This window comes from Nostoc sp. DSM 114159, from assembly GCF_053470285.1.
Genome location: NZ_JBPFEH010000001.1, coordinates 1,296,278 through 1,318,782 on the forward strand (window position 1 = coordinate 1,296,278; position 22,505 = coordinate 1,318,782).

General features: G+C 41.0%; 19 protein-coding genes. 11 read left to right on the top strand and 8 right to left on the bottom strand.

What is annotated here, in order from left to right:
- Nucleotides 1–141 precede the first annotated feature (141 nt).
- Both ACR5KR_RS05090 and ACR5KR_RS05095 read right to left on the bottom strand, forming a co-directional pair.
- Nucleotides 142–687: a hypothetical protein gene (locus tag ACR5KR_RS05090; RefSeq protein ID WP_445627499.1), complete on the bottom strand. Its 546-nt coding sequence runs from the start codon at nt 685–687 to the stop codon at nt 142–144.
- Nucleotides 680–6,379, bottom strand: coding sequence for a PAS domain S-box protein (locus tag ACR5KR_RS05095; RefSeq protein WP_448265714.1), 5,700 nt, complete (start codon nt 6,377–6,379; stop codon nt 680–682). The genes ACR5KR_RS05090 and ACR5KR_RS05095 overlap by 8 nt, the downstream gene beginning before the upstream one ends.
- A 206-nt stretch (nt 6,380–6,585) precedes the next feature.
- On the opposite strand from ACR5KR_RS05095, the gene ACR5KR_RS05100 reads away from it, so the two are divergent.
- Nucleotides 6,586–6,792 (top strand): hypothetical protein, encoded by a 207-nt coding sequence (locus ACR5KR_RS05100; RefSeq protein ID WP_448265715.1) that lies wholly within the window; start codon nt 6,586–6,588, stop codon nt 6,790–6,792.
- A 221-nt stretch (nt 6,793–7,013) separates the two neighbouring features.
- On the opposite strand, the gene ACR5KR_RS05105 is transcribed toward ACR5KR_RS05100, so the two are convergent.
- The gene (locus tag ACR5KR_RS05105; RefSeq protein ID WP_448265716.1) at nt 7,014–9,416 is read right to left on the bottom strand and encodes a response regulator; all 2,403 of its coding nucleotides are present in this window, start codon (nt 9,414–9,416) and stop codon (nt 7,014–7,016) included.
- A 158-nt stretch (nt 9,417–9,574) separates the two neighbouring features.
- Here ACR5KR_RS05105 and ACR5KR_RS05110 point away from each other — a divergent pair, with 158 nt between their 5' ends.
- Nucleotides 9,575–10,900, top strand: a complete 1,326-nt coding sequence (locus ACR5KR_RS05110) for a DUF58 domain-containing protein (protein WP_448265717.1) — start codon at nt 9,575–9,577, stop codon at nt 10,898–10,900.
- Nucleotides 10,901–11,197: 297 nt separating this feature from the next.
- Here the strand turns inward: ACR5KR_RS05110 and ACR5KR_RS05115 are convergent, their stop codons facing one another.
- Nucleotides 11,198–11,515, bottom strand: a complete 318-nt coding sequence (locus ACR5KR_RS05115; RefSeq protein ID WP_445627494.1) for a SemiSWEET family sugar transporter — start codon at nt 11,513–11,515, stop codon at nt 11,198–11,200.
- A 456-nt stretch (nt 11,516–11,971) separates the two neighbouring features.
- Here ACR5KR_RS05115 and ACR5KR_RS05120 point away from each other — a divergent pair, with 456 nt between their 5' ends.
- Complete coding sequence (locus tag ACR5KR_RS05120) at nt 11,972–12,481, top strand: GNAT family N-acetyltransferase (RefSeq protein ID WP_448265718.1); 510 nt, start codon at nt 11,972–11,974, stop codon at nt 12,479–12,481.
- Between the two features lie 177 nt (nt 12,482–12,658).
- Here ACR5KR_RS05120 and ACR5KR_RS05125 read toward each other — a convergent pair whose 3' ends face one another.
- Nucleotides 12,659–13,066 (bottom strand): hypothetical protein, encoded by a 408-nt coding sequence (locus tag ACR5KR_RS05125; protein WP_448265719.1) that lies wholly within the window; start codon nt 13,064–13,066, stop codon nt 12,659–12,661.
- 492 nt (nt 13,067–13,558) lie between these two features.
- A complete protein-coding gene (locus ACR5KR_RS05130) occupies nt 13,559–13,717 on the bottom strand; it encodes a hypothetical protein (protein WP_445627491.1) in 159 nt (52 codons plus the stop codon).
- Between the two features lie 449 nt (nt 13,718–14,166).
- Between ACR5KR_RS05130 and ACR5KR_RS05135 the strand changes: the two genes are divergently transcribed.
- The 8 genes from ACR5KR_RS05135 to ACR5KR_RS05170 all read left to right on the top strand — a co-directional run bounded on the left by ACR5KR_RS05135 (nt 14,167) and on the right by ACR5KR_RS05170 (nt 20,362).
- Nucleotides 14,167–14,430, top strand: coding sequence for a hypothetical protein (locus ACR5KR_RS05135; protein ID WP_445627490.1), 264 nt, complete (start codon nt 14,167–14,169; stop codon nt 14,428–14,430).
- 940 nt (nt 14,431–15,370) lie between these two features.
- Complete coding sequence (locus tag ACR5KR_RS05140; protein ID WP_445627489.1) at nt 15,371–15,634, top strand: hypothetical protein; 264 nt, start codon at nt 15,371–15,373, stop codon at nt 15,632–15,634.
- Nucleotides 15,635–15,712: 78 nt separating this feature from the next.
- Nucleotides 15,713–15,964: a hypothetical protein gene (locus ACR5KR_RS05145; protein ID WP_445627488.1), complete on the top strand. Its 252-nt coding sequence runs from the start codon at nt 15,713–15,715 to the stop codon at nt 15,962–15,964.
- 148 nt (nt 15,965–16,112) lie between these two features.
- Nucleotides 16,113–16,376 (top strand): hypothetical protein, encoded by a 264-nt coding sequence (locus ACR5KR_RS05150; protein WP_445627487.1) that lies wholly within the window; start codon nt 16,113–16,115, stop codon nt 16,374–16,376.
- A 78-nt stretch (nt 16,377–16,454) separates the two neighbouring features.
- A complete protein-coding gene (locus tag ACR5KR_RS05155; RefSeq protein ID WP_445627486.1) occupies nt 16,455–16,706 on the top strand; it encodes a hypothetical protein in 252 nt (83 codons plus the stop codon).
- A gap of 690 nt (nt 16,707–17,396) precedes the next feature.
- Nucleotides 17,397–18,035: a hypothetical protein gene (locus ACR5KR_RS05160; protein ID WP_445627485.1), complete on the top strand. Its 639-nt coding sequence runs from the start codon at nt 17,397–17,399 to the stop codon at nt 18,033–18,035.
- A 65-nt stretch (nt 18,036–18,100) separates the two neighbouring features.
- Nucleotides 18,101–19,207 carry an ABC transporter permease gene (locus ACR5KR_RS05165; protein ID WP_448265720.1) on the top strand — a complete coding sequence of 369 codons (1,107 nt, stop codon included), beginning with the start codon at nt 18,101–18,103 and terminating at the stop codon, nt 19,205–19,207.
- A gap of 36 nt (nt 19,208–19,243) precedes the next feature.
- A complete protein-coding gene (locus tag ACR5KR_RS05170) occupies nt 19,244–20,362 on the top strand; it encodes an ABC transporter permease (protein ID WP_448265721.1) in 1,119 nt (372 codons plus the stop codon).
- A 355-nt stretch (nt 20,363–20,717) separates the two neighbouring features.
- Here the strand turns inward: ACR5KR_RS05170 and ACR5KR_RS05175 are convergent, their stop codons facing one another.
- Together ACR5KR_RS05175 and ACR5KR_RS05180 are read right to left on the bottom strand one after the other, a co-directional pair.
- The gene (locus ACR5KR_RS05175) at nt 20,718–22,109 is read right to left on the bottom strand and encodes an AtzE family amidohydrolase (protein WP_448265722.1); all 1,392 of its coding nucleotides are present in this window, start codon (nt 22,107–22,109) and stop codon (nt 20,718–20,720) included.
- Between the two features lie 100 nt (nt 22,110–22,209).
- Nucleotides 22,210–22,398, bottom strand: a complete 189-nt coding sequence (locus ACR5KR_RS05180; protein ID WP_448265723.1) for a DUF4089 domain-containing protein — start codon at nt 22,396–22,398, stop codon at nt 22,210–22,212.
- Between the last annotated feature and the right edge of the window lie 107 nt (nt 22,399–22,505).

Here is a 22,505-nt window from a genome sequence, read left to right on the forward strand (position 1 = left end):
CATCTTCAGATGACTTTAGCTATGAGACGGGAATTTTAATTTCCGGCGGACAAGGGGTTTGGCGTTAAGTTGACATTAATGAGCAATCCTGTGCCCCTACCGCGTGGTCTATTTACCTGAAAATAGCTGTAATCAGCCAAATTAAGAGCAGCCCTCAACATATTCGACTTCTGGTAATTTACCCGCTCTAAATTCAGTGACAAGCTTACCATCAGTCTCGAAGACTAGGCGATAGTTGCGATCGCTAGGGTCTTTCGGGATGAAAGTTAGGTAATGTCCGTTTTGGACGTATTTATGAGGTGTGACTTGAATTTGTCCTGGATAAAGAGACTTGATTTGCGCCTCGGTGTCGCCAATTTTTGCACCTTTGAAGGTAGTAATCTGATTATTTTGCCTCACATCTACTCTCGAAATTCGACCTTTTGTCACCATGAACGAAAGATTTTTGGGTTCCTTTTCTGGCTTAACATAATAGCAATTATTATTTGGGGAATCGCCTACTAGCTTAGTACCAGCAGCCTTTGCCGCTTGAGAGACAGTCATGCCAACTTTTACTGTGCCAATACCGTTAATAAACAGTTTTGACTGATTCGTTAGTTTCGCCTTGGCGACAACTGTGCTAATAGTCAAAGAAGAAACTGTTAGCATGACGGTGACAAAAGTCAAGAATTTAGTTTTGTTATTCATAATTGGTATTTTTTTCAGTTAATTCGATAATTTCATCGAAGCAGAAGTTGCGGACTAAATTTGCCAATTTTTCTGCCAAAGCAGAATGAGTTTGGGGAATTTGCTCAATTAGTTGCAAAATCCTTTCAGCATCGACTTCAACGGCTGCCTGATTAAGTTCTGTTAGCCATTGGGTAGGCATAATGGTAATTGCAGAGCGAAGATCCAAGATAGTAGATTGAGTATTCTCTAAATTGTTGCCGATTGTATCTTCATTACTTTCTTCTGAACATATATAACGTACTTGCAAATATTCAGCGATCTTTTCAAAAATCACTTGCTCTCGGAATGGCTTACGAACCAAATCGTCACAACCTGCGGCTAAGATACTTGCCTGTTGTTCTTCAAAAGCACTGGCAGTTAGGGCAATAATTACGGTGCGGAAATTTCTAGTTGTATTTTTTTCCCTGGCTCTAATATCTTTAGTGGCATCGTAGCCGTTGATTACAGGCATCCGCATATCCATCCAAATTAAGTGAGGTTGCCAGGTTTGCCAAATAGCGATCGCTTCTTGTCCATTAGTCGCAGCCTGAATTTCAAAACCAATGCTACCAAGAAGTTGCACAATCAGATCGCGGTTTTCTTTACGGTCATCTACTACGAGAATACGGTAAGAAGGTTGGCCTTCTGCTAGCTTGAGTACGCGTCCCTTATTCAATTTTGGTGCAGCTTTCAAAGCTGCGGCTAAATTCACTTGAATATCAAAGCTAAAAATAGACCCTTGTCCAACGCTACTCGTTAAGTAAATATCGCCTCCCAGCAACCGCACAAATTGACGGCTGATAGTCAGTCCGAGTCCAGTTCCCTCCTTAGTTTGAATACCGCTTGTTGTCTGGACAAAAGGCTGAAACAGGTTATTCATTTCTGCTGCTGCTATTCCCCGTCCAGTGTCTTCGACTTCAAAGAATAAAGATTGGGCATTGGGAAGAGACAAGGGAGAGGGGGGAGATAAGGGAGAGGGGGGAGACAAGGGAGAGGGGGGAGACAAGGGAGAGAGTTGTTTAATAATTCTCCCTTGTCCCCCTTGTCCCCCTTGTCCCCCTTGTCCTCCTTGTCCTCCTTGCCCCCTTGTCCCCTTGTCCCCTTGTCCCCTTGTCCCCTTGTCCCCTTGTCCCCAGTCCCCACTCCCCAAGCTCACCCGCAACGTTACTCCGCCACTCTGAGTAAACTTGACGGCGTTACCCAAAAGGTTTATGAGAACTTGGCGGAGTTTACCTTCATCTGTTTGGATGTAACGCGGGAGATTGGGAGCCATTTCAAATTTGAGAAACAATTGCTTTGCCTGTGTCCGCACTTGGAACATCTCTTGTAATGTTTGCAACAGCAGATATAGGTCGAAGTCTTCGGGGTTGAAAATGATTTGTCCAGCTTCAATTTTGGACATTTCCAAGACATCGTTAATCAGGTTAAGCAAGTGTTCTCCACTGCGATTAATGGTAGCTAATGATTCGCGCTGGTTGGAGTTAAGGCTAATGTCTCGCTCCATTAATTGGGAAAAACCCAAAATTGCATTTAGAGGGGTGCGGAGTTCGTGACTCATGTTAGCCAGGAAAGCACTCTTGGCTCGGTTGGCAGTTTCGGCAGCTTCTTTGGCAATTCTCAGCGCTTCTTCTGCCTGGTGTCTAGCTCGACCGATCGCAATTATTTCACCTACCAGTTTTAATAAATTAATATCTTCTTGGTTCCAGGTTTTTGAGTAGTGAATCATCGCTGCACCAACAAACCCAACCACTTTGCCAGCATGAACCATTGGCACAGCTAGTATAGATTGAAACGACATACTTTCAAAAAGTTGTCGCTCAGGTAGATGCAGGGGTAAATCTTCCACACAAGAGATTTGTCGATGCCTACCACGGAGAATCGGCTCGTAGAAATAGGGGAAAACTTCCACAGGCGAACCTCTGGCAATATCAATTAATGGTGCAACATCTTCACCACACCATTCATGGATCAGGTTGAATTCACTTTTATCTTGGGAGCATTCAAAGATGCAACTGTGTTCAGCATCAATAAATTCAGCGATCGCTCGCAGTGTAAAATTAATTGCTGTTGCTAAATCTTGGTCAATAAATTGCCGCGAAACGCTGCTGATTAAACTTTCGGCTTGAGTTCGACGTTGCAAAGCTGCTTCTGCTTGTTTGCGATCGCTAATATCACGAGCTACGCCGACAATCTGAAAATTACCTTGGGCATCTTGCGTGCGGACTGCATTACTAGTTAGCCAAACCCAGCCCCCATTTCGATGTTTAGCGCGGTACTCAGTCCCGGAAATTCCCTCACCTGTTGCTAGGATAGTTTGGGCAACTTCTTGACATTTTGGCACATCATCGGGATGAGTAAAAAATGCCAAAGAATTACCCTCCATTTCGCTGGGGGCAAATCCGGTAGTCTTCAAGATATTTGGAGAAATATAGTTGAAAACCCCATTGGCATCAAGAACAAACAGCACATCGTTAACTTTTTCAACAATAGTGCGAAACTTTAACTCGCTTTGCTGTAAGGCTGCTTCTGCTTGTTTGCGTTCCAATTCGGCACCAGCACGGGCAGCAAATATTTTCACAATCAGTTCCCGTCCCGGATCGGGTTTCATGGGTTTAACATCGATTACTGCTAGATGTCCGATGATTTCGCCGGATGAACTGGTGAGAGGAACGCCAAAAAAACTCTCGGCATTCATCTTCACTAAATCGGCATCTTCTGGGAAACTAGTTTGCACTGCTTGCGGGTAGTGACACATCTTCCCTCGCAAGGTGTGTTCGCAAGGAGTACCCTGTAAATCATATTCCAAGTTATCGTTAATCGCCCCATTACACCAAAATGCCAAAGTGCGGACTCTTGTTTTTGGCTCGTCATCAAACTCAGTTACTAAGGCATATTGAACCTGCAAGACTTCGGCAAGGTAACGAACGCAAGAATTGAAAAATTCATTGCCTGTTTTCGCGGCTGTACCCTCAACAATTAAGCGTAAAGCTTGTTCTTGCTGTTTGCGTTGGCTAATATCTGTAAAAACAGAATCCAAACAGGATTCTTCGGCGTTGAGACGAAGTGATAACAGTACCCAAACAACAGATCCGTCCAAGCGTCGCAGTGCTACTTCAAAATTGCGAACTTCGCCGGAGTGTTCTAACTCTGCTAACATTTGCACCCGATCTTCTGGATTGACATATAAATCCGTTGTGAAATACTTGCCAATTAAGTCAGCAGCAGAGGTAAAACCTAATATCTCGGCACTACGTTGATTCGCATCGATAATCAATCCATCTTTTTGGCAGGTGCGAAAAATCCCCACTTGAGAATTTTCAAAGATGTTGCGGTATTTCATTTCACTACGACGCAAGGCTTCTTCTGCTTGCTTGCGTTCTGTGATGTCGCGTCCCACGCCGGCGATCGCAACACCGCTAGGAGTGTTAATTGTGGAAGTGTTAAAGTTGAACCATCGCCAGCTACCATCTTGGTGTCGCAATCGCACTTCTATATTAGTCAGCTTTTCACCAGTTATCGCCCTTTGTAAGGCACTGGCACTAGTTGCTAAGTCTTCCGGTTTGGTAAACTCCACCACAGAATGACCTTCGATTTCCTCTAGGCTGTAGCCCATGATTGCAGTCACATTTGGCGAGTGATAAGTAAAAATTCCCTCTGGCGAAAGCACAAATATCAGATCGTTGGCATTTTCCACAATGCTACGGAATTTTAACTCGCTTTCCTGGAGAGCTGCTTCGGCGCGTTTGCGTTCTGTGGCATCTGTACCGACTGAAAGAATTTCGATTAAGTTTCCTTGGGCATCTAAAATGGGTTTATTCGCCCAGACAATCCAGACGCGATCGCCATTTTTGCATAAGTTCTCGTTTTCGTTGAATAGATAATTTTCTGGGTGCTGACAAATATCAACCATTAATGTCTGCAAATCGCGCCCAGAAGTTTCGGTTTCGGGAACGATTGTACCGATAACATTGCTTCCGATAATTTCATCTATATCGAAACCAAAAAGCCTTTGACCGTAGTCATTTAAAAATATAATGTCACCATTGCCATCCCAACGCAGAATGATACAGTTGGCTGTTTGCACCAAATCGCGGTACTGAGCTTCGCTTTGGCGTAACGCTTCTTCGGTGCGTTTGCGAGCCGTAATATCCCGGACTATTGCTAAAATATGCCGCTTGCCATTGTAAATGCAAGTCGTTCCTTTGACTTCCACATCTATTAAACTGCCATCTTTGCAGATATCAACAGCTTGTCCATAAAATTGCTCGCCACATCGGGTTTTCTCGACAAACTCTAGAAAAACAGAATGCGAGTCTGGATGAATATAAGCAGATGGATGTAAAGTGAGAAATTCCTCATAAGAGTAACCGTGCATCTGACAAGCAGCCGGATTAACTTCGGCGACTTTTTCAGTCTCTATTTCAGTAATAAATAGTCCATCATTAATTGCTTCAAAAATACTGCGGTATTGTAATTCACTTTGTCGCAGTGCTGCTTCTGCCCTTTGGCGCTGGGTGATGTCACGGAAACTCCACACTCTACCAATAATTTGTTCGCCGATGCGCTGAGGACAAGAGTAGCGCTCAAATACTCTGCCATCTTCTAGTTCTAGCCAGTCGTAACTAACTAATTCCGGCTGTGAATATAATTCTCGGACTCGTTGCAAAAATTCATCAGGATCTTTTAATTGATTTGCTAGATACGCTAGTCGCAGAGTACGATCTGGTTCCGTCAAAAGTTCTGGTGGAATTGACCACATTTCTAAGAACTTTTGGTTATAACTAGCGATCTTACTTGAGCTATCGACTACTAATATACCATCTTGAATCGATTCAAAGATAGCGCTTAATAAAGACAGAGAGTTTTCTAAAGCTACTTGGGTTTGTTTGCGTTCGCTCAGATCCCGTCCTAAAACTACCAAGGCTTTGCGTCTACCATCTTGGTGAAATAGGGGAGCTTTAATCATATCTAAACTGCTCACTGTCCCATCAGGACGAGGAACAGCTTCTTCTACCCGATGCACACATCCCAATTGCCAAGCTCGTTCGTCTGTTTTATTGCAGTTGAGCAAAGCATCGCGATAAAAATTGCTAAATTCTGCCAGTTCTGAGTCTGTTTTGCCTTGATAATCAACGCCTTGTAGCTCTAAAAATTCCAGGTTAGCCTGGTTTGACAGCAGCCATTTTCCCTCACCGTCTTTTAAACAGATAATATCGGGTGTTGCGTTAATTAATGTCTGCAATCGCTCCTCAATCTCTTGCAAGGATTCTTGAGTTCGTTGCGTCAGCGTGACATCCCGAATTACCAGTATGGCACAGCGATCGCCAGTCATTCCGGTAGAGCTACCAGAAATTTGTAGTGTTATTTGCTCATCTTGCTGCAACTGATAATTTGTTGTTTCATACTCGCCATTGAGTATTTGCGCATCAGGATAGCATGATAAAGCAACTGGTTGTCCTAATTGTGTCAGGGGTAGCAAGTCAGTTAACTTCGCACCGCAGACAGTAGCGTGAGATTGGTTTACTATAGACTCAAAGCGAGAATTGCACCATTGAATGAGTCCGTCTTCTCCTACCCAGACTACAGCATCAGCGATCGCACCCAGCGTTACTTCCATCTTCTTCGCAGTGGCTTGCAATTGCTCTACCTGCTTTAGCTGTAGTGTATTCATCAAGACTCCTGTTAAATAATTCGTAATACTCGCCAAAGGCGAGAAGCAAGCTACGTAATTCGTAATTTTTATTAATTAACTACTGTACAAATTAATAATCATGTGCTAAAGATGATACTAATAAATCTGTATAGTGATTGTATCGTTAGTCTCTGACTGAAATATTCGACTACAGCAAAACTACATATTTTCTTCATTTTACAAAAATGCGATCGCTAAATCAGCAATTGCGATCGCCAAATCAACAATTGCGATCGCCAAATCAGCAATTGCGAACGCCAAATCAGCAATTGCGAACGCCAAATCAGCAATTGCGAACGCCAAATCAACAATTGCGAACGCCAAATCAGCAATTGCGAACTCCAAATCAACAATTGCGAACGCCAAATCAGCAATTGCGTTCGCAAAAGTAACAAATGCGATCGCCAAAGTAACAAATGTGTAGGCATTTCAAAATATAGCGGTTTTCGGTTTCCTCGTTCCCAGTCTCAGACTGGGAATGCATTCATTGAGTCTCTGACTCAATACCATACTGGAGGCAGAGCCTCAAGGAGGGGCATTCCCATGCAGAGCATGGGAACGAGATGCTCCCTGCCCCCTGCTCCCTGCTCCCTGCCGTCTTAATGATAAATCTTTAACCGAACATGATATTACGCCTAGCGGCTACTTGGTATAAAGATTGTATCGTTAGTCCATCATTCGGGTATTCGGCTACAGTGAAATTACATATTACCTGAAAGCGATCGCCATCGAAGGCTGTGAATATTTGCTGGCGCAGAGTAGTTAAAATCTCACTGAGGCGATGGTTTACTTCTGTTTTTGTTAACCCAGAAACTCCCACGACAAATTCACCATTACCCCAATAACCTAGTACTTCACCACTGCAAAATGCCGATTGGAATAAACGACTCCATCTTTGCAATACCTGATTTCCAGCCTGATGACCATACTTAATATTAATTTGACGCAAATCAGTCACGCTTAAAATCGCCAAACAAACAGATTGCTGATTTTTCTCGGCTTGAGCAATTAGGTGCTGCAAGTCGCGGTTAGACTGAAACTGATTTGCTAGTCCAGTTAAGGGATCTTTAGTAGAAAGCGATTGTAGTAAACGACTGCGTTCTAAGCGATGGGTAATGCGTGCCAATAGTTCTGCACCGACAACAGGTTTAATCACATAATCATCTCCCCCAACAGCAAACACTTGCTGCACAGTTTCCATCTCTCGGTGAGCAGTCAGAAACACAATCGGTAATTCCTGCCATTGGGGATCGGTACGAACTGCTCGGCAAAGTTCGATACCATTTATATGAGGCATTTCCACATCCAAAATCAACAAATCCGGTTTAGTAGATTGCAATACTTCCCAGAAACGTAGCGGATTTTCTAATCCTGTCATCCGCATACCCCACGGCTCTAACATTGGGCGCAGTGCTGCTAAAATCAGCGGATCGTCATCTACTGCCAGTATATTTACCCGCAAAGAACGAGTACGCTGTAATATTTGGGACGAAACATCCCAGACTTGAGCAGCTGTTACAGGCTTGACCAAAAAACCCCGCGCCCCGTACTGAGCAAAAGTTACGCGTTCTACTAACTCATCAGTTGCAGCTAGCACCAGAACAGGTACGGGTGGGGTACGCGTTGCTAAATCCGAAAGTAGTGCCAAACTTTCTTTACGCCAGCCGATATCATCTATATTTAGCACTACTAAATCTGGTGATGTGGTTTGGAGAAAGTTTTTTGCATCCTCTAAGTTGCTAATTTGCTGCCAGCATATTCCCATGCACTCAACCAGTTGTTGCAACTGAGAACCTAGTTGCAGATTCGGGTCAATTAATATCAATCGGGTACTAATTTCTGGTGCGATCGCAGCTGAAGTTTGATCGTCTACATTTTGCCCCATCAGATTAATGATGTTACCCAAACCTTCAATCAGCGTCAGCAATTGCCGCTTTTCACTTACTGACAAATCACCATCTTTCCCTAAAATCTGTTCAATTTGCCGCGCTAGCAGAGTGCCATTGTCTTGCTCAAACATTCCCAAGACACCAGCTAATTTGTGCGCCTCTCGTTCTCCCGATTTACGTAACTCCCCAGTCAGAGTTTCCTTAGAAAGCGCAGCTGCTAACTCTTCCAGCACCGCCAATCGCTGCACCATCAATCCTTGATATTGCTTCCACAAGCCACCCATCGCTTGCTGAAACTGCTCCTCAACTTGAGGACTTACAACTTGCAATTTTTCTTTCTCCCCCTGCTCCCTGCTCCCTGCTCCCTGCCCCCCTGCCCCCTGCTCCCCGGTCACTGAGCGTTGGTCATTGAGCGTAGCCGAAATGAGCCGAAGTGCTGCCCCCCTGCCTTTCTCAGCACCAGGATTCAGCCGATATCCCAAACCATAAACATTTTCAATCCAGTCTACTGCTCCGGCTGCTTTTAACTTTTGTCGTAAGTATTTGATGTGAGATTTTACAGTTTCCTCTTGGGGTGGGTCGTCAAAAGTCCACAAATGCTCAATGATATCCCCCCGACTAAAAACACGCGACGGATTCCGTAAAAATAGCTCCAGCAAACTATATTCTTTGGCTGTTAATTCCAGGAGTTTGTTGTTATAAGTGACTTCGCAACTGCTGGGATCTAGTCGTAGTGCGCCTACTTCCAGTATAGGAGTACAGGGGCGATCGCCTCGACGGATCAACGCTCGTATCCGTGCTTGCAGTTCTTCTAAATCTAAAGGTTTGATTAGATAATCGTCTGCACCTGCATCAAGTCCCTGAATTCGCTCTTTACTACCATCTCTCGCCGTCATTAAAAGAATCGGAGTGAAGCAGCCACCAGAACGCAATCGCTGACACAATGTAATTCCGTCTAGTTTTGGTAATCCTACATCTATTAATAACAGGTCATAGTTCGTACTTTGCGTGTATTCCCAACCCATTTGTCCGTCTTGTACGACATCAACAACATAGTGTTGCTTAGTCAGAGACTTCAACAAGACACTTGCTAAAATTTCTTCATCTTCGATTAGCAAGATTCTCATACACCCGTCCAAAATATAATTTGCTACTTTACCCAAAAAAATAGTACATTAGGTAGTTATTTTTCTACAAGTAAAAAATAAAATAATTTAGCAAGTCTTCTTATTTCGGTTACATTGAATTCACCTTATACCTAGCTATTAACTTCTCACTTTAAAAAATGGTTCCTTCCAAACGAGTTTATTTATTATTAGTTTTGGGTATAGCGATCGCCCCGATCCTATCCTTATTTATCAGCATTAAAGCAACTATCGCCATAACTGTGCTATTTAATGCCATCATTCTCGGACTGATGGTTGCAGATGGTTTGCGGGTGCGGCGTTCTCGCGTGCAAATTACCCGCGAATTACCGTCACGATTATCCATTGGGCGAGATAATCCCGTAGTGCTAAAGGTAACATCACAAAATACCGACGCCCAAATTGAAATCCGCGACTATTACCCAACAGGATTTGGCGTGTCTGCACCTGCACTGGGCGCCATTATTCCCAGTAACAGCACTGAGGAATTAACGTATACCGTCCACCCAACACAACGGGGAGAGTTTCCTTGGGGAAATATTCAAGTCCGACAACTGGGGCTTTGGGGACTAGCTTGGGATGATTGGCAAATTCCCCAAAGTCTGCCAGTGAAAGTTTATCCTGATTTAGTGGGATTGCGATCGCTGACCATTCGTCTGACACTGCAATCATCAGGAGCGATGCGCCAATCTCGCAAAACTGGTATTGGTACAGAGTTTGCCGAACTGCGAAACTATCGCACGGGTGACGATTTGCGGTTTATTGATTGGAAAGCTACTGCCCGTCGGGTTGGGGCTTATGGTAATGCCATGCCACTGGTCAGGGTTCTAGAACCAGAACAGGAACAAACGTTACTGATTTTACTCGATCGCGGTCGGCTGATGACAGCAAAAGTGCAGAATTTGCAGCGATTTGATTGGGGATTGAATGCAACTTTATCCTTAGCTTTGGCAGGTTTACATCGAGGCGATCGCGTCGGTATTGGTGTATTTGACCGCCAAATGCATACGTGGATTCCCCCAGAACGCGGTCAACATCATTTGAATCAGTTAATCGATCGTTTAACTCCAATTCAACCGGTATTATTTGAATCTGATTATTTGGGGGCGGTAACAAATGTTGTGCAGCGACAAACTCGGAGGGCGCTGGTAGTAGTGATTACCGATTTAGTTGATGTTACTGCCTCTACAGAACTCCTAGCTGCACTCTCCAAGTTAGCACCCCGCTACCTTCCATTTTGCGTGACTTTGCGAGATCCACAAATCGATCGTCTAGCACACACCTTTACAGATGATGTTGCAGGTGCTTATACCCGTGCAGTAGCACTAGATTTATTAATGCAAAGACAAGTAGCTTATGCCCAATTGAAACAAAAAGGTGTATTGGTTCTAGATGCACCAGCAAATCAAATTGCCGATCGGTTAGTTGAGCGATATCTGCAACTCAAAGCGCGAAATCAACTTTAGTAATTGTCATAACTTGTGTATTTTTATGCAATTATTTAGCGGAGGTATAAACTTTGCTTAAAATTATCCAGGTAGAGACTAGACCTCTTGCAAAAGTAACTTTTGCAAGAGGGGGGAAAGAGACTCATGTTAAAGGGATTCATGGTTTTTATGAGCCGCTTTCCCCTGGTTGGTGAGCTTGTCGAACCATACCCCTTACCCTTTTCCCCATTTCTGCAAAATGATTCTTGTGAGACGCGATTAATCGCGTCTCTACCCTTGGCATTTGACTTTTGTTTCCTGCTTTCAACTCTTAATCTATGTGGTTTCGGTTCTGCCTTGTGCTTCCTGTTTCTTGCCTTCTTCATCTGTACCTGAGCTGTACCTAATCTTCAGCACTAAAATCACCGATGCAATAAGTAAGGTAACAATGTTAGCAGCAATCAAAGGAATATCATGAACAGAAAAACCATAAATCAACCATAAAATAATACCTACACAAAGAATAATTAACATACTCCAAGAAAGGTCATTGGCTGATTTGGACTGCCAAGTTTTAATAAGTTGAGGGAGATATGCAAGTGTAGTCAGTACTCCTGCTACTAGTCCTAAAATAGTTGTAAAATCAATTTCCATTCTGTTCCCTACCTCCAGTTTTTCAGTGAAGTGATACTATGCAGCCAAAGAAATATTGAACTGGAGATTACCACACTCTCATTGTTTGCTGATTCTCTCTAAAGGCATTTTTTCATTCCTTCTGATAGCCTATTGACATAAAGCAGAAATAGAATTGTTCATTTTGGAGCCTGACCAAAAAATTCTGCGATCGCATTAGCAAATCCCTCAAAATAACTATAATCTTTTGATAAAATTGAGACATTTACACTCAACTTTTAAGCCGCCTACATTAGTTAATCAAGTACTCCCCGATATATTGGCGAGGGAACCAGATTTCTTTTTCCCCCCTTTATAAGGGGGGATTAAGGGGGGTAATTCGACTTGTGTATACACGGTAGATTTATAAGGGGAAATTAAAGGGAGTAATAATTCGATTAAAATCACAACATACCACTTTTAAAACAACCTCTTAAAATGATCGATATTCATTGTGAAACTTTGTCAGACTACACAGCAATAGCTGAGGTAAATACATTAGCCTTTGGGCAGGAAAACGAAGCTAAACTTGTAGAAAAAATTCGCAATTCTGACCGTTATATTTCAGAACTTTCTCTAGTTGCAGAGGTTGAAAATATTGTAGTCGGTCATATTTTGTTCAGCTACATCGATCTAGTGGGTGAAGAAATACTCCAGGTTCTCGGTTTAGCGCCTTTAGCAGTTCGTCCACAGTTTCAAAGACAAGGAATTGGCAGCGCACTCATAAAAGCAGGGTTAGAAATAGCAGAGGCAAACAAAGAAGCCATAGTAATTGTACTAGGTCATCCCCACTTCTATACTCGCTTTGGTTTTCAGCCTTCTGTTGTTTATGAAATCGAGTCTCCCTTTCCAGTACCAGAGGAATTTTTCATGGTGAAAGCACTGCAAAACTATCAAAAGCAGTATCAAGGCAAGGTTGTTTATCCAGGTGCTTTTGATGAAGTATAGTACAATACAGTTTAGTTAAATATTTCTTTCTTCTCTTCTCTATGAAAGGCTGCGCCAACGAGATGCTGTGCGTAGCTTGTTTCACCGTAGGAGTACGCTATTCGTTATTACTCCTGACTTTTCACAGGATATAAGAAGCGAGAGTAGTTCGCGGGTACATTATTCGTAAACCCACTACTAATCTTTGTTGTATTTAGAAGTTTCTTCGATTAAATCTTTCAAACCCTGGTCTAAAGTTTTAATTGAACGATCTAATGCTTCGATTTTGGCTTTGAGAAAAATTTGTTCTACAGCATCCAGGTATGCTTGACTACCAGCTTTACCTAAATGCTTGTAACGAGAACTCTTACCATCAGTCTTTGTTGGAAATATTGCCATACTAGCATGTAATTTATAATACCAATATACAGACTTCCTGCCTTTAGCAAGATAGCGAACAATCCAACAGGAAGATGCAGCTACTTCTTCCGAAGCACTTGCACTTATTGCTTGGATTTCTTTCTCAAGATGCTCTTTAGCTTGAACTACGCAATTTATGCGTGCATATAAATCTTCTTGGGGCGAGGGTTTTGAGTTATTAGGCATAAAACAAAAATTCTACGGTTCGCGAATAATTTATACAAACCATTCTTGGCTTTACAAAGCTTTTAAACAATTAAAATTAAATCATTGATTTCACAATGTAATAAACAATACAACAAAATGTAATAAATAGTGCAACAAAATGTAGTAAAGAATACAACAAACAAGTTTGGTACAAGGTTTCCAACTCTAACTAACCTCTTCACCAAACTTGTATCTTAATTACACTATTTTTTATATATTCTAAGTATTATCCCACCCACACTATTGCGCGTATTGTCCAATCAATAGTAGTCAATCCAACATTATTTTTGCTTTGGAGGTGTATTTTCAAGCAGCAGATACATCTGTGATTTATTTTACATCTACGAGCAAACAATTTGTAGTTTAGTTCAATACAAATAAGTCGTTCTTAATAGTTGAACGCTATAAATAAGTCATTCTTAATAGTTGTGCGGCAATTAGAGTCGAAAAACCTATCATCAAAGATATCTCTCACCCATCAAGCGATCGCTTTGCGGCTTTGCAGCCAGATTTCAGAATTTGATAATACTCTTCTATCTGCCAACGATATATATACCAACGGAGAATAGGCACAGTATTTTTGTGTGTGATAACAGACTCGCTTGTTAATACCTGAAATCGAAAAATCATTTTATCTATTTACGGTTCGCGAATGATATTCGCGAACCACTACTGTTCTTAAAATCGCCTGAAAAGCAACTAAATATTCTTCGCATAAGTAGTAATGCTTCCATTGCAACTTCTTAATGATTTCTCTAATCTCATATTGGTAAACTTATTGCGATTGTGCGCTAAAAGGTCTCTATGACTAGGATACAGAGGATTTGAAAGTACCTAAAATCAGTCACAGCAAAAGACTTTTTAAACAACCTCTAAAGACAAAATGAGGTAAACAGCTTGACAGGACGAGCTTTTTTATGGATGATATGCAAAAATTTTATGTAAAACTACTATTTATTAATTTCTAATAGTGCTATTCTTTTTTGTGGCACGAAAAAGCAATCAAGAGATTGTACTTAGAGAATAATCCTAAATAGGAAGTTAATCAAAGGTAAACAGGAAGTTAACAAGGGAGAAGTATGCTTAAAATTCGTGATTTAGACTGCCAGCAGAGTTATTTAGAATCTCTAAATGATGAGAAAGCCGAAAACTTAGTTGTAGGCGCTGGTACTACGATTATAGCGTTCACAACTGGCTCATTCGCTGCTTACGACGACACAGGAGCTACTATAGATGCTAGAAGTCTTAGTACTTCTTCAATATCTCTAGACCCTGCCGGTAATAAAATAGTAACGGCTGGAACTTTAATTCAAGCAATAGTAAAACCATCTAAGAAAAACTAACACGACGTTAGCCTCAAAGACCTTTTTTCAAGTTTCGCAATAGAATTTAACGGAAGTACTCTGAGCGTTAGAGTATGTTTGCAAATTCAAACATACTCTAAACTCGACTTTATCCAAAATTAAAAATCTGGTTTTCCTTATCCAGCAAAAACCCTGGCTTTTTGGCAAATACTTTTTCAACATCACAGATTACTGATGAAGTTAAAAAAGTAAAACTACTTTTGCACAAAGATTTCAGGGATAATATTCACTTTGCTAAAAATGGATAAAGTCGAGCTAACTCTATAGTCAAATAAAATAACAACTCGCTTGTTTGGCACTTTGGCTTTAAGTGTTTGCTTTTGCTTTAAGCACTTTTAGTTAAATAAGAATTCAGAAATCATAATCAATTCATTTGGGGGTTCAGACCCGCAACTAATTGTTGGCGTAGCTTTCCGTAGGGAAGACTACTAAATCTACAATTTTGTGGGAGTCTTAAACCCGCTTATTCAGACGTTCGCGGATTCGCTCTAAGGGTACTCTTGCAGAAAAGCAAGCTACGCGTAGCGTCTCTAAGAGTTGCTATGCCGCAGGCTTTACGCTGCGCTATCCGCTTTTTCGATCAGAATACAAGAAGGGTATTCTGACTCCTGTCTCCTGAATTTTGTTTCGATCAATCATGGTGTGGAAAGTGCTGGTGTTCAAGATAATTCCTTTAAAAGTGAATTATCAACCCAGTTCTAATTTAGATATTAATTATTCTGATAATTAAAAACTAAAACAACAATTTGGGTGGCGTTATACTCCATCTAAATTGTTGTTTTTTAGCAAATATATCAAAAATAAATTTACAAAAGTTAAGGAAAGAAGTGTTGCAAAATTATCTGAATTGTTTAATAGTTATTGTGTTGAACTAAAGCAGTTCAAATTTCAATTAATCCCTTTTGAATAGATAGAATCTATGGCTACGATAAAAATATCTGAATTGCAGCCAGAAAGCCAATTCAAGAGACTTTCTGATGCCGATTTACGGTTAATTAATGGAGGAGGCAATGATTTCCAAGTGACTACAGGTGGAACTTCTCTTGCCACAGGTATAAATGTTGGATCGGGAAGGATTACGAACGATACTCGAGCAGTTGGTAGCATTCAAGCAGGGGTTGGATCGCCATCTTTCACTATTACTTTTAATGCTGATGCTTTCTCACGGTCTTTCCCTTCTTAAGAGTCATCAGGGAAAATTTTAGAAGCATAGTAAATAAGATACGTCAACGTACTACCAAGAAAACTCAAAGAGGAAATTATGGCTAATATCAAAATCGCTGAATTACAATCTAGCTTGCTTGAAGAAGTATCAGCTACAGATTTGGACGCTGTTCATGGGGGTGCACCTGGTATTCAAGCTGTTGGAGGAACCTCAGGAGGTGTCTTAGGTTTTGCTAGTGGTGGATCAACGATTAGCAATTCAAGCAGTTTTACTTTCGCTAATGGTCAACTAGGAAATGCCTTCGTAACGTTTGGATCAGCAGCCCAAGGTATTACTTTACCCACTTAGACAACTTAATGCTTTAGACATTACCTAAAGCTTTTTCAAGTTTTGTAATAGAATTTAACGGAAGTACTCTGACCGTTAGAGTTATGTTTGCAAATTCAAACATACACAGCACAAATTTCAATTCATCTCTTTTGAATAGATAGAATCTATGGCTACGATAAAAATATCTGAATTGCAGCCAGAAAGCCAATTCGAGAAACTTTCTGATGCCGATTTACGGTTAATTAATGGAGGAGGCAATGATTTCCAAGTGACTACAGGTGGAACTTCTCTTGCCACAGGTATAAATGTTGGATCGGGAAGGATTACGAACGATACTCGAGCAGTTGGTAGCATTCAAGCAGGGGTTGGATCGCCATCTTTCACTATTACTTTTAATGCTGATGCTTTCTCACGGTCTTTCCCTTCTTAAGAGTCATCAGGGAAAATTTTAGAAGCATAGTAAATAAGATACGTCAACGTACTACCAAGAAAACTCAAAGAGGAAATTATGGCTAATATCAAAATCGCTGAATTACAATCTAGCTTGCTTGAAGAAGTATCAGCTACAGATTTGGACGCTGTTCATTGGGGTGCAGCTGGTGTTCAAATTACTGCAGCAACCTCACAAACATTCATAGGTTTTACTAATGGTGGAAGCTCGCTTGCCAATGGAACCAGTCAAAGTGTCCTTCAAGGTACGGTAAACAATTTCCGCTTAGATTTTGGATCAGCCACCTTTGGTGTGACTTCACCCACTTAGACAAATTAATGCTTTAGGCATTACCTAAAGCTGTATATTTAGGGCTGGAGTTAAAGTTTTACTCTAGCCCTTCATTTTTTAACGTCGTGCTTATAATGTCGCTAATTGTGCAATGCAAGTATATGTTCATTTCAGTCAAGGCTTTGAAATTTTATTTAACGTAAATTTGACGGATCTAAAAAATCCCGCTTCCATTCCTTTCCCCCAGTCTTCGAGAGGCTTTGAAATCATGATTTTCTCATTGGAAACGAAGAATATTTCTGCCTCTCTTTGCGTCGGAAAGGGGTTGTGGAGAGGTTCATCGACTTGACGTTTATTTAGATGTGTTTGCCCTAGCCCGACTTATATCTTGTGCAATTTTCACCTTGACCTGAAAAAGCACGCTTTTAGACGAAAAGTTCAAGATTTGAGGTTAAATCAATTGTATTTCATCTTATTTTTTGATGCTAATTCAACATTGGAATTAATTTTTTACAGAGTTATTTAAAAATCAAAAACGAATTATTTCTTTACACTATTTCAAATCGAGTGATGATAAAGTATAAAACATTGCTTGTTCCAGATGGTAATTATTAGCTCATACCTAATTTCTTAAAAGCTTCAGTTGATTAGCTGAACCGAATTAAGAATATATAGAAGTTAAATTTGTAATCTAAACTTTCGTTCTCTAAAAATACTAGGAATTAAATTATGGGGGCTATCTTATATCCACTCTATACGGTAGCTAATTTGCTCTTAGCTACATGGAGCATAAGTTTATGGCAACACTCACACCATGCCAACATATTATTGCTGCTATTAGTGGTAGCTGGAATGACCTATGACAATCTGATTATTTCGCTAGGTCGTTTAATTAATGAAGGTAATTTCCTAAAATTTCTTAATCGTCTGCGCTTCTTATTACATGATTTATTGATTCCATTGTTGGTGGTAGTAGCCATTAGACTAGCTAGTGCTGCTGGTGTATTCTGGGCAAGTAAACCGATTTTGTTCTCTGGTTGCTGGACGATTACATTTGGTTTGATTGGATTGGGATTGTTTACTAATCTTAAGCACTTGGAACTAGCACCAATAAACGTTGCTGGCAGTCTGCGATATAAACCGAAAAAAAGTCAAGCGCCAATTTTGACAATTTTAATCGCTTTGTTAGTTGGTGTGGCAGGATTCTACATTTGGCGTGAAATCCAATGGCCTTGGATGTTTGTGGGAACAGTGGTAATGTTGTTTGGCAATGCTTTACCGACAAAGTTTTTTGGTTCTCTAGTTGGTTCGGCAGTTGATTTTGTATTTATCTTAGCTCTGGTGACAACACATATCGTATTGTCTTAGTTAGGGATAATGTAAGAATTCAGGAGTCAGGAGTCAGAATTCAGAATGAAATTAGCATAGCTTTTATGAAACGGATTTTTGCTCAGTTTACCAAAGAACTAGTACAGTTTCAGCGCGATCGCCTGACATTAGCGTTAGCATTTATACTGCCATTTATAACGTTACTCATTTTTGGGTTTGCAATCCGGTTAGAAAGTAAAAATATTCCCTTAATCGTGCAAGATTTTAACCGCACAAACATTAGCAATAGCTATATTGAGCGACTATACGCCACCAATCAGTTTATGCCCACCCAATGGTCGGGAAACGATCCGGTGCGGGATGCTATCGACCGTGGCATTGCCAAGGCAGCAGTCATTATCCCTCCTCAATTCAGCCGAGATGTGCAAGCTGGTAAAAATACTACGCTGCAAGTACTGATTGATGGTACAGATGTCAATAATGCTCGTGTCATAAAAAATAGCATTCAGAGAGTGACGAATTTTTTTATGCAGGAGCAAGGACTGATAACATCTAATAACAGCGTCACACCTCGAATTCGTTTATGGTTTAACCCCGGTCGGTTAGAGTCTCTGTATATTGTACCGGGAGTCTACGCTGTGGTTTTATGGATCTTTCCCTCTTTACTGACAGCGATTTCAATGGTGAGAGAAAAGGAGAAAGGCACCATCTTACAACTTTACGCTTCTAGTATAAGTGCAACTGAACTGTTACTTGGTAAAGGACTAGCTTACCTAGTGATAGCTATCCTTCAAGCATTCACAGTCATGGGTCTAGGTTCGCTAATTTTCCAGGTTAGCTTAGTAGGCAATTCTATCACCTTGTTAATAGGAACTCTCCTTTTTCTTACAGACAGTGTTTTATTTGGTTTGCTATTTGGAGTACGAAGCAGTAACCAAAATGCTGCTGTACAAAGTGTCTCTGTGATTGGTTTTGTTACCTCTTTATTACTCTCTGGTTTTATTTATCCTATTAGCAACATTCCCTTTCCCCTGTCACTTATGCCTAACATAATTCCCGCCCGCTATTTTATAGATATCACTCGTGATTCCTTTGTTAGGGGTATTGGATGGGCAGGAGTTTGGTTTGATTTAATCGTACTAATTGTTTTTGGATTGGTGTTTTTTAATATAACACGCCGTGCTTTAGGTAAGATGCAATTACCTTATTAAACTGTATTATTCTAGATGTTGCAGCTATTAACCAATATGTTTGTTTCACGACTATTTAATAGCTCGTTTTGGGCATTACTTCGCAAAGAAATCAATCAAATCTTACGAGATAAGCAGTTAATTATTCTGTTGATTGTACCACCAACGATGCAATTATTACTTTATGGATTTGCACTTAATCCCGATGTACATAATTTAAAATTGGGTGTCATTGATTATGCGAATGTAAGTGCTAGTCGGGAACTTGTTCAAGCAATGACCTCTAATAGTATTTTTAGCATCGAATCTGTACCAACATCTGAGAAAGATTTGAGCCGTCAAGTAGAAGAAGGTAAACTCAATCTAGGGGTGATTATTCCACCAGAATTTCCTAGAAAGCTGGCAACAAAAGAAGCTGAGATTCAAGTATTCATTGATGGAGTGGATGCAAACGCAGCAGGCATTGCCAATGGCTACATGACTCAGATTATTCAAAATTATAATCGTAACTTTGGGCAAACCCAACTGAATTTTTCGATATCATTTCAAGTGGTATTTTTATATAATCCAGGACTAATAAGTAGCTGGTATTTTGTGCCAGGAGTCATGGGTTTAGTGTTAACGCTTGTTGGAACACTAGTTTCATCAGTCGTTGTTGTACGAGAGAAAGATAGCGGAACTTTGGAGCAATTACTTATGACACCAGCCGCAAACTGGGAAATTTTGCTTTCCAAAATTTTGCCTTTAGCGTTTTTGCTCATGGGAGATATTCTGCTAGCTTTGACTTTAGGACAACTGGTCTTTGGTTTACCGTTGCGTGGAAATTTTCTACTATTTTTTGGGCTGTCAATTATCTATTTGCTGGTTGGGATCAGTATAGGTATTATGTTGGCGATGTTTTCCAGTTCGCAACAACAGGTGGTATTGATGTCATTTTTCGTCAATATGCCGATATTGCAGACTTCTGGGGTGCTTGCCCCTATTGAAGCCATGCCCCCCTTTTTTCAAGTCCTATCTCTACTAAATCCCTTACGTCATTACATTGCCATTGTTCGAGGAATTTTACTTAAAGGAGTTGGTTTAGATGTGTTATGGATGCATATTCTGGCATTGCTTAGTATTGCTGTTGTGTTATTAACTATTAGTATTAATAAGTTTCGCAATCAATTAAGTTAGAGGATGTTTGATACTAAGTCTTTTCGGGGATATAACCAGGATTAAGTGGTGCGTGAAAACAAAACAATTATTTTCAAAGAATTAGCAGCACACTAATAATTGTATAGACGGCGATTTATCGCGTCTTTGTGATGGATTTCTCGCGTTTTTGTGATGTAATAAATTAGATTTTTCAAACAACCTCTGAGTTAAGAGCGTTTAAAATTAACGTGAGTTCGATGAACCTCTCCCCAACCCCTCTCCGAGGCGGAGAGGGGCAGAAATATTCTTAGTTGACAACGAAAAAATTAGGTTTTCAAAGCCTCTCGAAGAGTGGGGGAGAGGAATGAAAATGGGGTTTTTAGAGCCGTCGAACTCACGTTAAAATTACTGGTGCTGAAACTACACCCTTTGCCTCTAACGCAGCCGCAACCCGTAAAATTAACGCTTCATTATATGGTGCTGCAATCAATTGCACACCTAAAGGTAATGCATTTTGGCACTGAATTGGTACTGATAAAACGGGTAAACCAATAAAAGATAATGGTTGAGTAAATAGCCCTAAATGAGGACGGACAAGAATTTCTTCGCCATCCAAAATCATGGTTTGTTGACCAATTAATGGCGCAGAAATTGGTGTAGTTGGGGCAAGAATGACATCGACATTTTGAAAAACTTCCCGAACGCGATCACGATACCATCTTCTAAACCGTTGTGCTTGGAGATACCAGCTACTAGGAATTAACGCCCCAGCCAAAAAACGATCGCGTGTAGCGAAATCAAAATCTTCAGGATGCGATCGCAACTTATCCAAATGCAGATTTGCGCCCTCGCTAGCTGTAATTACAAAGGCTGCCGCACGGGCGCGGTGTGCTTCTGGTATGATTACGTATTCAGTGACTTCTATTGCATCAGCTACTTTTTGCACTGCTGCTAAAGCTGCCGTTTCTGCACCTTTGGTAAAATAATCAGCTGCAATCGCAATTCTGATACCAGAAATATCTTGTTTGAGTTGTGGTAAACATAATTCAGGTAGACGCTTTGTACAAATGGGATCGCGATCGTCTTCTCCCTGAAGCACATCAAACACCGTAGCGATATCCTGCACCGAACGCGCAAAAGGGCCAACATGGTCAAAACTACTAGAAAATAAAGCTACTCCAGCACGAGATAATCTTCCATAAGTTGGCTTGAAACCAAAAACGCCACACAACGCCGCCGGAACGCGAATTGAACCATTAGTATCAGAACCCAGCGTCAGCGGTACTAACCCAGCCGCAACCGCCGCCGCCGAACCACCCGATGAACCACCAGCAACTCGCTGTAAATCATGGGGGTTGTGAGTAGCACCGTAATGGGAGTTTTCTGTTACAAACCCATAAGCGTACTCATCCATATTCAAAGCACCAAGCAAAATAGCACCCGCTTGCTTCAACTTCGCTATAGCTGTTGCATCAAGGCTTGCGGCTGGATTTTTTGCATTAATTTTCGATCCCGCCAGAGTTGTTAAACCAGCGATATCAAAGAGATTTTTCACCGCAAAAGGCACACCAGCCAGCATTCCCGGATTATTCCCTTGGGCAATTTCCCTGTCAATTAGTGCTGCATCTGTTAAAGCTGTCTCAGCAGTTATAGTGGTAAAACAGTTGAATAGATGATTTCGCGTTGCTATTCGTGTTAACGCAGCTTTCGTAACCTCCACAGCGCTAGTTCTACCTTCGCGTACAGCAGTTGATATTGTTATGGCATCGGCTGAATCAAAATTCATGCTGAAATATTAAGAGATAGCACGTTTAGCTTTTTGAGTAATAGCAGTCAGCAATAATTTTTACTTCACTAAAACATCAACATAGCTATTCTCGAAGCAATTATGGTTCAAAAACTGGTGCAACTTCAATTTCCTCTGGTAAAGCGAAAGAATTTACCAAATTAGCGATCGCTCTAATTCTCTCAAAATTTGCCACCACACCATCACGATACTCATCTTCGATCTTTAAATCCAACAACAACCTCATCAGATCGACATACTCACCCACATCAAACTCTTCTCTTCTCATCTCTCTTCCTTTGCGGTAGCCTGCGGCAAGCCAAAGCGTCTACGTTATCTTAAACTTATAACTTCTTGCGACAACAGCGATACCCAGGTAGTGACATCCAATTCTGT